Annotated in this window: 15 protein-coding genes and 1 riboswitch; of the genes, 12 read left to right on the top strand and 3 right to left on the bottom strand. The window is 69.6% G+C overall.

Annotated elements, in window-relative coordinates; all coding sequences use genetic code 11:
- The first annotated feature begins 3 nt into the window (after positions 1 to 3).
- On the top strand, positions 4 to 402 hold the full coding sequence (locus A6A40_RS31775; RefSeq protein WP_269467691.1) for a methyl-accepting chemotaxis protein: 399 nt from the start codon (positions 4 to 6) through the stop codon (positions 400 to 402).
- 38 nt (positions 403 to 440) lie between these two features.
- Here the strand turns inward: A6A40_RS31775 and A6A40_RS25240 are convergent, their stop codons facing one another.
- Entirely contained in the window at positions 441 to 797 is a 357-nt protein-coding gene (locus tag A6A40_RS25240) for a Lin0512 family protein (RefSeq protein ID WP_108548626.1), read from the bottom strand.
- A gap of 124 nt (positions 798 to 921) precedes the next feature.
- Positions 922 to 2,121, bottom strand: a complete 1,200-nt coding sequence (pobA, locus tag A6A40_RS25235) for a 4-hydroxybenzoate 3-monooxygenase (protein WP_108548625.1) — start codon at positions 2,119 to 2,121, stop codon at positions 922 to 924.
- 161 nt (positions 2,122 to 2,282) lie between these two features.
- On the opposite strand from pobA, the gene A6A40_RS25230 reads away from it, so the two are divergent.
- From A6A40_RS25230 to A6A40_RS25220, 3 genes are all read left to right on the top strand, one after another.
- On the top strand, positions 2,283 to 3,278 hold the full coding sequence (locus A6A40_RS25230; protein ID WP_108548624.1) for a helix-turn-helix domain-containing protein: 996 nt from the start codon (positions 2,283 to 2,285) through the stop codon (positions 3,276 to 3,278).
- A 55-nt stretch (positions 3,279 to 3,333) separates the two neighbouring features.
- The gene (gene cysE / locus A6A40_RS25225; protein WP_014189812.1) at positions 3,334 to 4,176 is read left to right on the top strand and encodes a serine O-acetyltransferase; all 843 of its coding nucleotides are present in this window, start codon (positions 3,334 to 3,336) and stop codon (positions 4,174 to 4,176) included.
- A 125-nt stretch (positions 4,177 to 4,301) separates the two neighbouring features.
- Complete coding sequence (locus tag A6A40_RS25220) at positions 4,302 to 5,066, top strand: DUF3750 domain-containing protein (RefSeq protein ID WP_335645203.1); 765 nt, start codon at positions 4,302 to 4,304, stop codon at positions 5,064 to 5,066.
- A 562-nt stretch (positions 5,067 to 5,628) separates the two neighbouring features.
- Here A6A40_RS25220 and nikR read toward each other — a convergent pair.
- Positions 5,629 to 6,069 carry a nickel-responsive transcriptional regulator NikR gene (nikR, locus tag A6A40_RS25210; protein ID WP_108548622.1) on the bottom strand — a complete coding sequence of 147 codons (441 nt, stop codon included), beginning with the start codon at positions 6,067 to 6,069 and terminating at the stop codon, positions 5,629 to 5,631.
- Positions 6,070 to 6,285: 216 nt separating this feature from the next.
- Here nikR and nikA point away from each other — a divergent pair, with 216 nt between their 5' ends.
- From nikA to A6A40_RS25170, 8 genes are all read left to right on the top strand, one after another.
- Entirely contained in the window at positions 6,286 to 7,866 is a 1,581-nt protein-coding gene (gene nikA, locus A6A40_RS25205) for a nickel ABC transporter substrate-binding protein (RefSeq protein ID WP_162363847.1), read from the top strand.
- 16 nt (positions 7,867 to 7,882) lie between these two features.
- Positions 7,883 to 8,827 carry a nickel ABC transporter permease subunit NikB gene (gene nikB, locus A6A40_RS25200; protein ID WP_108548620.1) on the top strand — a complete coding sequence of 315 codons (945 nt, stop codon included), beginning with the start codon at positions 7,883 to 7,885 and terminating at the stop codon, positions 8,825 to 8,827.
- On the top strand, positions 8,824 to 9,687 hold the full coding sequence (nikC, locus tag A6A40_RS25195; RefSeq protein ID WP_108548619.1) for a nickel ABC transporter permease subunit NikC: 864 nt from the start codon (positions 8,824 to 8,826) through the stop codon (positions 9,685 to 9,687). The genes nikB and nikC overlap by 4 nt, the downstream gene beginning before the upstream one ends.
- Positions 9,684 to 10,466: a nickel import ATP-binding protein NikD gene (locus A6A40_RS25190; RefSeq protein ID WP_418208634.1), complete on the top strand. Its 783-nt coding sequence runs from the start codon at positions 9,684 to 9,686 to the stop codon at positions 10,464 to 10,466. The genes nikC and A6A40_RS25190 overlap by 4 nt, the downstream gene beginning before the upstream one ends.
- Positions 10,463 to 11,290 carry a nickel import ATP-binding protein NikE gene (gene nikE / locus A6A40_RS25185; protein ID WP_108548618.1) on the top strand — a complete coding sequence of 276 codons (828 nt, stop codon included), beginning with the start codon at positions 10,463 to 10,465 and terminating at the stop codon, positions 11,288 to 11,290. Before A6A40_RS25190 ends, nikE begins: the two co-directional genes overlap by 4 nt.
- 72 nt (positions 11,291 to 11,362) lie before the next feature.
- Positions 11,363 to 11,591: riboswitch (cobalamin riboswitch) on the top strand.
- A gap of 340 nt (positions 11,592 to 11,931) precedes the next feature.
- Positions 11,932 to 13,776: a TonB-dependent receptor plug domain-containing protein gene (locus A6A40_RS25180; RefSeq protein ID WP_236784027.1), complete on the top strand. Its 1,845-nt coding sequence runs from the start codon at positions 11,932 to 11,934 to the stop codon at positions 13,774 to 13,776.
- A 28-nt stretch (positions 13,777 to 13,804) separates the two neighbouring features.
- A complete protein-coding gene (locus A6A40_RS25175) occupies positions 13,805 to 14,389 on the top strand; it encodes a DUF7676 family protein (protein WP_108548616.1) in 585 nt (194 codons plus the stop codon).
- Complete coding sequence (locus A6A40_RS25170; RefSeq protein WP_108548615.1) at positions 14,377 to 15,243, top strand: ABC transporter substrate-binding protein; 867 nt, start codon at positions 14,377 to 14,379, stop codon at positions 15,241 to 15,243. The genes A6A40_RS25175 and A6A40_RS25170 overlap by 13 nt, the downstream gene beginning before the upstream one ends.

Genomic DNA, 15,243 nt, shown 5'->3' with positions numbered 1-15,243 from the left:
GCGGTGGTCGCCGGCGAGGTCAAGAGCCTCGCCAACCAGACGGCAAAGGCCACCGAAGAGATCAGCGCCCAGATCGGGACGATCCAGACCGCCACCCGTTCCGTCGTCACTGCCATCGACGACATCAGCAGCACCATCACCGGCATCAACGAGACCGCAACCACCATCGCTTCAGCCGTCGAGGAGCAGGGAGCGGCGACCCGCGAGATCGCCCGCAACGTGCAGCAGGCGGCCAGCGGGGCGCAGGAGGTGGTCAGCCGGGTGCAGGGCATGCAGAAGATGGCCGGCGAAACCGGCAAAGGCGCCAGTCAGGTCGAGGAGGCAGCCTCCGATCTGCTGATGCAGTCCGATGAATTGACCCGCCAGATGGACCGCTTCATCAGCGGCATCCGCGCCGGCTGAGTCGTGACGCGGAGCGTCGGCCGCGGCGGACGGGACGGTCAGAGACCGACCTCGACCGCCGCGTTGACGACGTAGATCTGCTCGTTGCGGTCGTTCTTGTCGGCCAGGAAGATCCCGCTCGGCGCCAGCATGCCGCCGCCGGTGACATGGACGGTGACGGCGCCATAGGGAAAGACGGCCTTCACCGCCTCGTGGTCGAGCCGGTCGGCATCGGCCGGCACGGCGAGATGGACGCGCACCTGCATCCTGCCGGTGTCGCCATCCACCAGGGCGCGCATGCCGGGCATCGAGTTGCGCTCTATGGCGTTGCGCACGGCGCGGATGGCGGCCTTGGTCACGTCCTGGCCATGCAGATCCACCCCCATGCCGAGTTCCACGAACATCACCTGCTTCATCGCGCCGCACTTTCCTGTCGGTGTCGGGTGAGGAGGAGGATGGCGTGCCGGCATGGGGAGGGCCAGGGGGTGGGGGTGGGATTTTCGGGGGGTGGAAGCGGCGGCTTTGCCCCCTCCCCAACCCTCACTCCATCGGCAGACCCACGTAATTCTCCGCCAACGCCGTCATGGCGGCGCGGGAGTGGACGACATAGTCCAGCTCGGCCAGATGCACGCGCTGCTCGAAGGGCGATTCGTGCTCGTTCCGGTGCAGCATCGTGGTCATGTACCAGGAGAAACGCTCCGCCTTCCAGATGCGGCGCAGGCAGGTGGCGCTGTAGCGCTCCAGCCCCTCGGTGCTGCCGGTCTTGTAATAGGCGGTCATGGCGCGGGACAGCACCAGCACGTCGGCGACCGCCAGGTTCAGCCCCTTGGCCCCGGTGGGCGGCACGATGTGGGCGGCGTCGCCGGCGATGAACAGGCGGCCGTGCTGCATGGGATCGCAGACGAAGCTGCGCATGGCGATGATGCCCTTCTGGAAGATCGGACCTTCCTTCAGGGTCCAGCCGCTCTCGTCCTCCAGCCGGCGGTGCAGTTCCGACCAGATGCGGTCGTCGGACCAGTTGGCGATGTCGTCCTTCGGATCGACCTGGATGTAGAGCCGCTGCACCTCCGGCGAGCGGGTGCTGAGCAGGGCGAAGCCGCGCTCGTGGTTGGCGTAGATCAGTTCGGGGTGCGACGGCGGCGCCTCCGTCAGGATGCCGAGCCAGCCGAAGGGATAGACGATCTGGTATTCGGTGCGGGTGGCGGCGGGGATCGCCTGCCGGCTCGGTCCGTGGAAGCCGTCGCAGCCGGCGACGAAATCGCAGCGCAGCTCCTCCACCGGGCCGTCCGGGCTGCGGCGGAACCGCACGCGCGGCGTCTTGCCGTCGAGGTCGTGGAACTGCACGTCGGACACGCCGAACAGGATGCTGCCGCCATCCTCCAGCCGGGCGGCGACGAGGTCGCGGATCACCTCGTGCTGGGCATAGACGGTGACGCGCTTGCCGCCGGTCAGCTCCGCCATGTCGATGTGGTGGCTCTGCCGATCGAAACGCAGGGTGATGCCGGAGTGGAAATGGCCCTCGCGCATCATGCGGTCGCCGAGGCCCATGTCGTTCATCAGGTCGACCACCCACTGTTCCAGCACGCCGGCGCGGATGGTGCCCTCGATCTCCTCGCGGCTGCGATGCTCCAGGATCACCGACTCGATGCCCTGGCGGTGCAGCAGATGGGACAGGAACAGGCCGGCCGGGCCGGCGCCGACGATGGCGACCTGTGTACGGGTCGAACGGGTGGTTTGCATGTCTCTCGCCCTCTTCGGGAAGCCGGATTCGGCGCTGCGGCGCCGATTGTTTCGTGCGCCGATGATTATTGGTCATGCTAGTCCTTGGTGCGGACGGGCGGACATAGACGAACCGGCGAAAGCCTTGTACTTTTCATCGCCAGACCGCCGGAGTCCGTTCGATGTCCGCCCAGTGTGCCCATGCAGCCGAACCCATTCCCCGCTACTGGCTCTACGGCGAACCGCCGGCCGTCCCGGAGCTGCGCTTCGTCCATATCGAGACGATTCCGGAGCGGATGCGCTTGTACAATTGGGAGGTCCGGCCCCACCGCCATGATGGGCTGAGCCATGCGCTGCTGGTCACCGGCGGCGGCGGGTGGCTGACCGCCGATGGGGTGGACACCGCCTTTCGTGCCCCCGCCCTCATCGTCGTCCCGGCGCATGTGGTGCACGGCTTCCGTTTCGATGCCGGCACCGACGGCCATGTTCTGACCATGTCGGAGGGCTTCCTGGCCGGCGTGCTTGCCGCCGCGCCGGAGGCGGACCTGCGCGACGCTCCACCCCTGCCGCTGGCCTGGGATTTGGAAGAGGAATCGGACGAGGCGGCGGCGCTGTCCGATGCCTTCGCCGCCATCCGGGGGGAGTTCCGCGCCCACCATGTCGGCCGCGCCAGCGCGATTTCGGCCCATGTGATGCTGCTGCTGGTCGCCGTGGCGCGGCTGAAGGCCGGCCGGCGCGATGGGGCGGGCCGCGACGGGCCGGGACAATCCCCCGATTTGCGGCTGCTCGCCCGGCTGCGGCCGATGATCGACGAGCGGTTCAGCCAGCACTGGCCGGTGGAGCGCTATGCCGCGGCGCTGGGCGTCACGCCGGGCCGGCTGAATGCCGCCTGCCGCCGCGTCACCGGCCTGTCGACCCTGCAGCTGGTCCATGCCCGGCTGATGCTGGAGGCCAAACGGTCGCTGATCTACACCAGCCACGGCATGGCGGAGATCGGCTATGCCCTGGGCTTCGAGGATCCGGCCTATTTCTCGCGCTTCTTCACCAAGCGCGAAGGGCGGTCGCCGCAGGCCTTCCGGCGGGCGCACGCCAGCGATGGGCAAGAGGCCAGCGGCGCAGCGGGAGGCAGCCTTGACGGCAACGGCCTTGACCGGACCGGGGGCGTCTCACCACAGTAGCATCCTTCGGATATGGCGAGCGGATATCGCGGGGCACGCCCCGCGGGAAGGGGTGATGGCGATGGACAGCCTGGACGTTGCAGTGCGGGAGGCGGCGGAGTCGGTCGAACAGTCGCTGTGGCGCCGCTTGCGCGCCGATGCCGCCCGCGTCGCGGAGGAGGAAAGCGGCCTCGCCCCCTTCCTGTATGACGCGGTGCTGGCACGCGACGGCTTCGGCCCGGCGCTGGCGGCGCTGCTGGTGCGCAAGCTGGCCGACCGCGCCATGCCGGAGGACCGGCTGGCCGCGGTGGTGCGCGACGCCATGGAGTCCGATCCGGCCATCGTCGATGCCGCCGCCGCCGACCTCGCCGCCATCCTGGCCCGCGACCCGGCCGCCGACGGCTGCCTGACGCCCTTCCTCTATTTCAAGGGCTTCCACGCCCTGCAATGGCACCGCGTCGCCAACTGGCTGTGGAAGCGTCAGCGCCACGACCTTGCCCATTTCCTGCAAAGCCGCGTGTCGGAGGCCTTCGCCGTCGACATCCATCCCGCGGTTCCGGTCGGGCGCGGTGTCTTCATCGACCACGGCACCGGCGTGGTGATCGGCGAAACCGCGGTGATCGGCAACGACGTCTCGATCCTGCAGAACGTCACGCTGGGCGGCACCGGCAAGGAGCATGGCGACCGCCACCCCAAGGTCCGCGACGGCGTGCTGCTGTCGGCCGGGGCCAAGGTGCTGGGCAACATCACCATCGGCGCCCACGCCAAGGTCGGCGCCGGCAGCGTCGTGCTGAAGGACGTCCCCGGCTGCGCCACCGTGGCCGGCGTGCCCGCCAAGGTCGTCGGCTGGTGCCGCGACGAGCCGGCCCCGGCATTGACCATGGACCAGAGCCTGCAGCAGGGCGATTACAGCATCTGACCGCCTTTCGGCCCGAACCGGCCATGTTCCTTGCGCTGTTTCCCCGCTGCCCCTCCGCTGTCACCGGAAATCCGTCGTCCGGGTGACTACATGGATGGCGGGCGTGGAGCGCGCGGGAGCAGGGCGTGAGGGTCGTGAAGGTGCTGCTGGCATTTCTGTTGACGCTGGTCCTGCTGCTCGCCGGGCCGGCCTTTCTCATCGCGTCCGGAGCCGTACCGACGGCCGTCGACTGGAGCCGCATCGACCGCAGCCCGGTGGGCCTCGCCCCCGATGCGGCGACGACGCCGGAGGCGGTGGTCCAGGTCTATGCCGCGCGCGTGCTGTCCTGGCGCGGCGCCTTCGGCGTGCATCCGTGGTTCGCGGTTAAACCGGCCGGCGCCCGCGGCTACACCGTCTATGAGGTGATCGGCTGGCGCGCCTACCGCGGCCTGCCGGTGGTGGCCGTCAGCAACCGCGACCCCGACGGACGCTGGTTCGGAGCCCAGCCCACGCTGCTGACGGAACTGCGCGGCCCGGCCGCCGAAGCCGCGATCCCCAAGATCGCCGCCGCCGCCGCCAGCTATCCCTTTGCCGGCGAGTACCGGGTCTGGCCCGGCCCCAACAGCAACACCTTCGCCGCCTGGATCGGCCGCGCCGTGCCGGACCTGCGGCTCGACCTGCCGTCCACCGCGCTGGGCAAGGATTATCTGGGCCGCAGCCTGCTCGCCCGTGCGCCGAGCGGCACCGGCTGGCAGATCAGCCTGTTCGGTGTCGCCGGCCTGCTGCTGGCGCTGGAGGAAGGGCTGGAGATCAACCTGCTGGGCCTGACCATCGGCATCGACCCGCTGGACCTTGCCGTGAAACTGCCGGGGCTTGGGCGCATCGGGTGGTTCGATTCGGGGTCGGCATAGGAGGACGCGGTGAATGGGCAGAAGATGGCGGACCTGCCGCGGTTGTCATCGACCCTGTCCTGCAGCATCCGGTCGTTCCGCCGGGCCGGACCGTGGAAAAAAGCCCAGAACCGCCACCATTTCAATGCGTCGGCCTTGCGGTACAGGGCAGCGTGCGCTGTCGCGCAGCCCGACCGCAGCCACCGCCAACGGCTGAAAAGGAAATGGGCGCCAGCAGGCGCCCAAGGTAGAGGGAGAATGTCCGAGACAACATCGGACAGCCTCAGCATCCGGCAATTGCCTTTCACATTCGTCACTCGCTCGATGAGGAGAAACCCCCATGTTCCCCACCCATTCGGCGCGGCGATCCCGCGCGCCCCCACCGAAACCATCCCTGACACCATCCTCCGCCGGGAAGGTCGGTCCCGCTTCATCGGGGAGCCCGGCTTTCCGGGCCCCAGGCGCTTCGCAGGGATCATGTCGATCTCGTCGCGGGACGGGCGCGCAGGCCGGACAGCAAGACCGGTGCGAAAACCACCCACCGCAACGATCCGGTGGTCGGGATACTGACCGCACTGCCGCTCTAGTGACCGTGGTGGTCATGCCCGCCGTCGGCGTCCCCGTCGCGCATCGGGATCACGACCGCACGGCCATGCCGTACACCGCGTTCGGCGATCACCCGTTCGGCCATGCCGCGCACCGCCGCCTCTTGCCCCTTCAGCACCGCCACTTCCATGCAGCTTCCATGGTCCAGATGGACATGAAGCGTTGTCAGCGTCAGTTCATGATGCTCATGGAAGGTGGTGGTCAGGCGCTTCGACAGTTCCCGTGCCGCATGGTCGTAGACATACACCAGCGCGGCCACGCAGGCGCCCGTCTCCCCCTCCGCCGAGGCGGCCTCGGCCAAGCCGCTGCGGGCGAGATCGCGGATCGCTTCCGATCGTCCCTGGTAGCCGCGCCGTTCGACCAGACGGTCGATGTCAGCCAGCAGATCGTCGTCCAACGTGACCGTAACCCGTTGCATGTCGCCTCCCCCCGTGCCGGCCGGGACAAGATGCCGCTGCGACAGAAGTATGATGAATCTTGATAGACATCATACCAAGCCGGCCGTATCGTCCCTGGCGTGACCATAGGGCCGGACGCTTTCACCGTCCATCCGCAACCGGCGGGTGGACGGGCAGGCAGGCGAGCCACGAACGTGGCCGGGGACCATGGCAGGCCGAGCGGAACGGGTGATGTGATGGCGCGATGGCGGAAGAGGCTGGCCGGAACGGTGGCGGCCGCCCTTTTTCTGGCGGCGGCGATGGCCGGAGAACAAGCGGCGGCGGCCGGTCCGCGAGGAACGCTGACCTACTCCTGGAGCGGCAATGCCGGGCCGCTCGACCCGCACCGTTACTCGCCCAACCAGATGTTCGCGCAGGCCATGGTCTACGAGCCGCTGGTGCATTACCGCGAAGGCGGCACCATCGAGCCATGGCTTGCCACCGCCTGGACGATCTCGCCCGACGGACGCACCTACGACTTCACCCTGCGCGAGGGCGTGGTCTTCTCCGATGGCACGCCGTTCGACGCGGCGGCGGTCAAGGCGAACTTCGACGCGGTTCTGTCGGAGCGGTCCAGGCATGACTGGCTGGAACTGATCGGGCAAATCCAATCGGTCGAGGTGCTGGACAGCCGAAGGATCCGTCTGGGCCTGAAGGACCCCTATTATCCGACGTTGCTGGAGCTGGCGCTGATCCGCCCGGTGCGCTTCGCCGCTCCGTCGGTGATCACCGCCGACGGCGTCCGCTCCCCGGTCGGCACCGGACCCTGGATGCTGACCGAGACGAAGAAGGGCGAATACGACGTCTTCACCCGCAATCCGTCCTACTGGGGGCCGAAGCCGGCCTATGAGCGCATCGTCGTCAAGGTCATCCCCGATCCGACATCCCGCGCCGTCGCCTTCGAAACCGGCGAGATCGACCTGATCTACGGCGGCACCGGGCAGATTTCGGCCGACAGCTTCACCCGCTTCAAGGCCCGCGGCACCGGCCGGACCGCCGTGTCGGCGCCGCTGGCCACCCGGACGATGGCGATCAACAGCGGCCGTGCCCCGACCAGCGACGTGGCGGTGCGCCGCGCCATCAACCACGCGGTGAACAAGGACGCCATCGTCGCCAAGCTGCTCTACGGGCTGGAGCCGCGGGCCGACACGCTGTTCGCTGCGAACTTCCCCTACACCGATCTCGGCCTTGCACCCTACGCCTTCGATCCGGCACGGGCGGCAAGGCTACTCGACGAGGCCGGATGGACACTGCCGGCCGGCGGAACCGTCCGCATGCGCGACGGCCAGCCGCTGCGGGTTGAATTGTGCTTCATCGGCAACGATGCGCGGGAGAAGGCGCTCGCGGAGGCGATCCAGGCGAACCTGAAGGCGGTCGGCTTCGATGCCGTCCTGGTCGGCGAGGAGGAGAACGCCGTCCAGGCCCGGCAGAAGGACGGCCGCTTCGGCCTGATCTTCGGCGATACCTGGGGAGCCCCCTACGATCCGCATTCCTTCGTGAGTTCGATGCGGGTGCCGGCCCACGCCGATTACCAGGCGCAGCGCGGCCTGCCGATGAAGGCGGAGATCGACGCCAAGATCGGCGCCGTGCTGGTGACGACGGACGAGACGGCTCGGCAGGCGCTCTACCGCGACATCCTGACCACCCTGCATGAACAGGCGGTCTATCTGCCGCTGTCCTACCTGACCGCGATGTCGGTCAGCCGCGGCGTGGAGGGGGTGGGCTTCGGCGCCAGCGTCTACGAGATTCCGTTCGGCGCCATGCGTCCGGCACCGTGACGCGGGAGACCGGAGGATGTTGCGCTTCATCGTCGGCCGCCTGCTGACCTTGCCGCCGCTGCTGCTGGCGGTGTCGGTCGGCGTGTTCCTGCTGCTGCGGCTGGGGCGCGGCGATCCGGCGCTGGATTACCTGCGCCTGTCCAGCATCCCGCCGACCGACGCCGCCGTCGCCGCGGCCCACCGGATGCTCGGGCTGGACCGTCCGCTGGCGGAGCAGTACCTGTCCTGGCTGTGGCAGGCGCTGCATCTCGATTTCGGGCTGTCCTACGTCACCCGCCGGCCGGTGCTGGACGATTTGCTCTATTACCTGCCGGCCACCTTGCAGCTGGGGGCCGCCGCGCTGGTCGTCACGCTGGCGGTCAGCCTGCCGCTCGGCATCTGGGCGGCGCGGCACCGCGACCGTCTGCCCGACCATCTGGTGCGGGCGCTCGCCTTCGCCGGCGTGTCGATCCCGAATTTCTGGCTGGGCTTCCTGCTGGTTCTGCTGTTCTCGGTGACGCTGAACTGGCTGCCGCCGCTCGGCCGCGGCGGCTGGAGCCACATGGTGATGCCGGTCGCCGCCGTCGCCTTGATGTCGCTGTGCATCAACGCCCGGCTGCTACGCGCCAGCATGCTGGAGACCGCGGGCCAGCGCCACGTCCTCTATGCCCGGCTGCGCGGCCTGCCGGAGCGGCGGGTCGTCCAGAACCATATCCTGCGCAACGCCCTGCTGCCCATCGTCACCGCCACCGGGATGCACATCGGCGAGCTGCTGGGCGGCACGCTGGTGATCGAGAACATCTTCGGCTGGCCGGGGATCGGGCGCTATGCCGTCTCCGCCATCTACAACCGGGATTATCCGGTGCTGCAGTGCTTCACCCTGCTGATGACGGTGATCTTCGTGCTGTGCAATCTGGCTGTCGACGTGCTGTATGCGTGGCTCGATCCGCGCATCCGCCCGGCACGGGAGGTCGGGCGATGAGCGTGCTTGTCCAGGATGACGGGCTGTCCGGTGCCCGCCGCCGGCTCCGGCCTCGCCGCACCACACTGGCCGGGCTGGCCCTGGTCGGCGTCATCGCCCTGGCTGCCCTGGCCGCTCCCCTGCTTCCCTGGGATCCGGAGGCGGTCGATCTGATGGCGCGGCTGGAAGGGCCGAGCGCCGCCCATTGGCTCGGCACCGATCATCTCGGGCGCGACCTGCTGGCCCGGCTGCTGCACGGCGCCTCGGTGTCGCTTGGGGCGGTCGCCGTCATCGTCGCCCTGATCCTGACCTTGGGCATCGGCATCGGCGGCCTGTCGGGCTTTCTCGGCGGGCGGACGGACCGGATCGTCATGCGGGTCTGCGACGGTTTCCTGACCGTGCCGACCTTCGTGCTCGCCATGTTCATGGTCGGCGTGCTCGGCACCGGCCTGACCAATGTGGTGCTGGCCATCGCCCTGTCCCACTGGGCCTGGTACGCCCGCATCGTCCGCGGCATGGTGCTGTCGCTGCGCGAGCGCGACTTCGTCGCCGCCGCCATCGTCTCCGGCGCGTCGCGGCCGCGCGTCTTCGTGGAGCATGTCCTGCCGGGGGTGCTGGTGCAGCTGGTGGTGCTGGCGACGCTCGACATCGGGCACATGATCCTGCATGTCGCCGGCCTGTCCTTCCTCGGGCTGGGGGTGACGCCGCCGACGCCGGAATGGGGGGTGATGATCAGCGACGCGCGCGAATTCATCTGGACCCAGCCGATGCTGATGCTGTGGCCGGGGCTGATGATCCTGCTGACGGTGATGGGCTTCAACCTGCTGGGCGACGCGCTGCGCGACCGGCTCGACCCGACGCTGGCGGGAGACGACCATTGACCGTGCACCGTCTGAGCGTGGAGGGGCTCAGGCTCTCGGCCCGCCGCGACGGCCGTCCGGTGGAGCTGGTGCGCGGCATCGATCTGGCGGTGGAGCGCGGGCGCGTCACCGCGCTGGTCGGCGCCAGCGGGTCGGGCAAATCCCTGACCTGCCTTGGGTTGCAGGGGCTGACGCCGCCTGGGGTGGAGCGGCTCGGCGGCCGTGTCCGTCTCGACGGCGAGGCGGTCGAACCGGCGACGCTGCCCGGCCGGACGGTGGCGACGGTGATGCAGAACCCGCGCAGCGCCTTCAATCCGGTGCTGACCATGCGCGCCCATGCCCGCGAAACGCTGGCGGTGCGCGGCGATGCCGGCGCGCTGGACCGGCTTCTGCCGGAGGTTCTGGCGGAGGTCGGCCTGCCGGAGCCCGACCGCATCGCCCGGCTCTACCCGTTCGAGATGAGCGGCGGCATGCTTCAGCGCATGATGATCGCCCTGGCGCTGCTGGCCGGGGCGCCCTTCCTGCTGGCCGACGAGCCGACGACCGACCTCGACCCGTTGGTCCAGGGCCATATCCTGTCCCTGATCGAGCGGCTGGTCGCCACGCGGGGGCTGGGTGTGCTGATCGTCACCCACGACATGGGGGTGGTCGCCCGGCTGGCCGACGAGGTGGCGGTGATGGAAGCCGGCCGCATCGTCGAGACGGCTCCGGTCGCCGCGCTGTTCGCGGCACCGCGTTCCGGCGCCGCCCGCGCCCTGCTCGATGCCCACCGGGCGCTCTATCCGGAGGAGTTCGCGTGACGATCCTGCTGGCCGCCGAGGCGGTGGAGAAACGGTATGGCGGGCAAGGCGTCTTCGCTAAGGGGCCGTCGAAGACGGTGCTGCGTGGCGTCAGCCTGTCGGTGAGGGACGGGGAGAGCGTGGCGCTGCTTGGCGCCAGCGGATCGGGCAAGAGCACGCTGGCCCGGCTGATGCTTGGCCTCGAACGGCCGGATGGCGGCACGGTGCGCTGTCTCGGCCGGCCGATCGATGCAATGGATGCCGCCGGCCGCCGGACCTTCCGGCGGACGGTGCAGGCGGTGTTCCAGGATCCGCTGGGCGCGGTCAATCCGCGCCATCGGATCGGCCGGATCATCGCCGAACCGCTGCGCCACCTGACCGGCCTCGACGCGCGGGAACGGGCCGCCCGTGTGGCGGAGCTGTTGCGGCTGGTCGGGCTGGCGCCGGAGGATGCCGACCGGCTGCCGGGGAGCATGAGCGGCGGCCAGGTTCAGCGTGTCTGCATCGCCCGCGCGCTCGCGCCGGAACCCCGGCTGATCCTGCTGGACGAGGCGGTGTCGAATCTCGATCTCGTGCTGCAACTCCAGATCCTCGATCTGCTGGCCGGGCTGCGCGACCGGCTGGGCACCGCCTTCCTGTTCATCACCCACGACGTCCGGCTGGTCCGCCGCTTCTGTGACCGGGTGGCGGTGCTGCATGACGGCGGACTGGTGGAGGACCGGCCGGTCGGCCCCTCTTTCGCCTTCGACCATCCGGCGGCGCGGGCGCTGCTGGACGCCATGTTGCCCGCGGCCCCATCACCGGCGTTGCGGGACCGGTCAGCGGAATCGCGGACCGCCCCCTGATCGGGACGCCCGCATCATTGCGAGGACAGGAACGGCTCGACGCCATTGACAGGCGTATGGCCTGCCTCTATCACGAGAGGCATTGTCGGCGGTTTTCCCGGACGCAAGCCGGGAGATTAAAAGGGAACGACGGAAGCGACAGGCCTCCAAGCCTGATGCAAGCCGTGGCTGTCCCCGCAACTGTGAGCGGCGAGTCGGCACCAGAAAGCCACTGACCGGAGGTCCTTGGGATCGCGGTCGGGAAGGCGGTGCCGGATGACGACCCGCGAGCCAGGAGACCTGCCTCCGACAGCGTCACTCTGCCTTCGATCGGGGTGTGTCGAAGGTGCGGAAACCCGTCGTGGTGACGCGTCCATTGGCGTTGCCGCGACCGGAGTCCGGGATGATCGATCCTCCCTGAATCACGTCGCAGCTGAATGGTTCTCCAGGCGCGGGGCCTCGCGTCGTGGCGTCCGTTCGGCAACGCCCGTTCAACGGCTCCGGTTTCCGGGGCCGGCATGGATGTGTTGTCCCGGACGGGCGGCTTCGCGGCCGCACCGCTTGTCCGAACGCGCCTCCATGCCTGTGGCAGGACGTGGCAGAGCATGCAGACAAGCCGTTCCATCACACATTTTGGCAGGACTTTTTGCGTCCGGGTCGCCTTGGCCGGGCTCGGGGTTGCGGCCGGAGCGTCGGCCGCCTCGGCGGACGACCTTCAACTCGCTCCGCTGGAGATCGCGGCGCCGAAGGATTTGGCAGTGCCGCAGGAGCAGGCGTCCACCGCTTCCAGCGTGATCGGCGCCGAGGAGATCGCCCGTCGGCAGATCCGTCGTCTCGATGACGCCTTGCTGCTGGTTCCCGGTGTCAGCCTGTCGGGCCGGCAGGCGCCGGGCGGCGCCCAGACCGTGCGGCTGCGCGGGTTGGGCCCGCGCAACACCCGCTTCTTCATCGACGGCGTCGAGATGAGCGACACCAGCCAGTCGCAGTCGCACTATGCGGCCGGCGAGATGGACACCGCCGACATCGAGCGCATCGAGGTGCTGCGCGGGCCGCAGCCGGGCCGCTTCGGGCCGGATGCCGGCGGCGGCGTGGTCAACATCGTCACCCGACGCCCGGCCGGTCCGTTCGGCGGGCAGGTCGGTGCCGAATATGGCAGCTTCGACACCAAGCGGGCGAACGCCTCGGTGTCCGGGGCACGCGACAGGGTGGATTACCGCGCCTCGCTGTCCGGAACCCATTCCGGCGGCTTTTCGGATTTCAGCCGCTGGCGTGGCGGGCAGGAGAAGGACCCGTTCCGGCACTGGGCCGTCGCCGGACGGATCGGCGTCCAGGCGACCGAGGATTTGCGCCTCGACGCGACCGCGCGCTACCGGCGCAAGAGCCTGACCTACGATCCCGCCACCCGAGACAACAATTGGTCGCGCGACGAAACCGAACGGTTCCTGCGCCTGGGCGGGTCGCTCGACAGCCTGGGCGGCAGGCTGGTCCACAGCTTCGGCATCGCCAACACCACCAGCACCCGGCAGTACTGGGGGGAGGGAACCAGGGGCGACACCTATGACGGCCACAAGACCCGCCTCGACTATGCGGCGAACGCCAAGCTGTCCGACCGGGTTACGCTGGGCTACGGCGCCGACGCCACCCGCGAGAGCATGGAGCAGCACACGCCGGGCTTCGCGCCGCTCGCGCCGGACATGCGGTCGCACAACTGGCGCGGCGGCGGCTTCGCCACCCTCGGCGTGACGCCGGTGGCGCCGCTCGACCTGTCGGCGACCGTCCGCGGCGACCGCCACACCGACCATGGCGGCAAGGGAACCTGGAGGCTCGGCGCCGCCTACCGGATCGAAGCGACCGGCACGACGCTGCGCTCCAGCTACGGCACGGCGTGGCAGCCGCCGTCGCTCTATGAACGCTTCGATCCCTGCTATGGACGCACCGACCTGCGGCCCGAGCGCAGCCGCGGCTGGGACGCCGGTGTCGAGCAATCGCTGCTGGGCGGGCAACTGACCGCCGGGGCGACCTATTTCCAGGCCGCCACCCGCGACCAGATCAACTGGCTCTACGGTCCGGCGGTCAGCCCGGCCTGTTCGGGCGGCGGCTATGTCAATGTCGACCGCACCAGGGCGCAGGGCGTTGAGGTGGAACTGGCTGCCCGCCCGACCGCGACCACCGACCTGCGCGCCGCCTATTCCTGGCAGAGCGTGGTCAACGCCAACAGCGGGCAGCGGCTGCGCAACCTGCCGCTCCACCAGGGAAGCGCGTCGGTCGGCTGGCGTTTCCTGCCCGAGGCCTACGCCAATCTCGGCCTGCGCTATCGCGACATGATCGAGAATTACGGCACCGGCAGCGCCTTCCTCACCGCGGATCTCCGGCTGTCCTACGACCTGACCGATGCGGTGACGCTGCATGGCCGCGTCGAGAACCTGTTCGGCCGCCGCTACGAGGAGGTCTACGGCCACGCCGCTCCGGGCCGCTCGGCCTATGCCGGCCTGTCCGCGCGCTTCTGACCCCGTCCTTCCCAGGAGGTTCATTTCCATGACCACCGTCACTTCCGTGGCCTCGCGCGTCGTCGAGGAGCCCGGCATGGGCCGGGTCGAGATCTTCACGCTGCCCACAGACCAGGATCTGCTGCTCGCCCTGCTGAAGGATGCCTTCGAGGTCTGGTGGCGGGACATCGTGTTCGGCTCGCTGGTCCAGGGGGCCGTCTTCGAGATCCGCGCCCCCAACGCGCCGCGCAAGGTGTCGCTGTTCGACGGCTATCTGACCGTCGATTTCGGGGCGTGGCATTTCCATGTCTGCATCGGCCCCCACCGGGGCACGCCGCGCAACCCGGTCGATCCGGAGCTTGCCCGCATCCGCCGGACCGCGCGGGCCGAGATGTACCGGGTCCTGGGTGCCGACGGCGCACCGCGGAGCTGGGGCCTGCGGCTGTTCAACGGCAAGGGAGACCAGCAGATGACGCTGTTCTTTCCCAACCCCTTCCTCGGCGAGAACGACCGCATCCTGAAGGAGCCGGATTGGAGCCGCCTGTCGATGTGGGACAGGTTCCGTGAACGCTATCTCGGGCTGATGCCCGATCCGCTCGACCGCAGCGGGAGGGGGTTCCGGTGCGGCGGCTGATCCTCCGCCTGATGGCGGCCTGCCTTCTGACCGCGGCCGTCCCGGTGGGGATGGCCGTTGCCGCCGGTCCGCTGGCGGCGTCGGCCACCGTGTGCGGCGACCAGTATCTTCTGGCGCTTGCCGATCCCGGCCAGATCGCCGCCCTGTCGCCGCAGGCCGCCGACCCCTGGCTGTCGCTCATGGCCGGCGAGGCGGTTTCCTTCCGGCGGGTCCGGCCGAGCGCCGAGGCCTACCTGTCGCTCGGCGTCGGGGTGGTCCTGGCCAATGGCTGGAGCGACCACAAGACCTTGGAACTGCTGGAGCGGTTCGGTGTGCGGGTGGTGCGAATCCCGCTGGTCGAGCGGTTCGAGGACATCGAGGCGGTGACGGCCACGGTCGCCGAGGCCTTGGGTCATCCCGAGCGCGGCGCGGCTCTGAACGGCGCGGTCCGCCGGCGGCTGGCTGCGGTGCGGGTGGAGAATGCCGGTGCCGGCCGCCCGGCCCTCTACCTGCGTCCCGGCGGTGGCAGCGCCGCCGCCGGAACCTTCGTCGACGAGGTGATGACGGCGGCCGGCCTCACCAACCGGGCGACCGCCGAAGGACGGTCGGGCTGGACCGGCTACGATCTGGAGCGGTTCGTCCTCAACCCGCCCGAACTGCTGGTGACCAGCTTCTTCGAAAGTCCCGACCGGTCGCTGCGGCGTGCCTTCGGAGAGCATCCCGCCTTCCTCCGCCGAGCCTCGACCACCCCGACCGTTGCGGTTCCCGGCAAGAGCTGGGTGTGCAGCGGCTGGTTCCTCATCGAGGCGGCCGAGGCCCTGGCCGGCGGGCTGCGTCGGCTCCCACCCTCCTCTTCACCCGACCGGGGGCCTTGA

The sequence above is a fragment of the Azospirillum humicireducens genome (assembly GCF_001639105.2).
Taxonomy (GTDB): domain Bacteria; phylum Pseudomonadota; class Alphaproteobacteria; order Azospirillales; family Azospirillaceae; genus Azospirillum; species Azospirillum humicireducens.
This window is presented reverse-complemented; position numbering and strand designations above follow the sequence as displayed.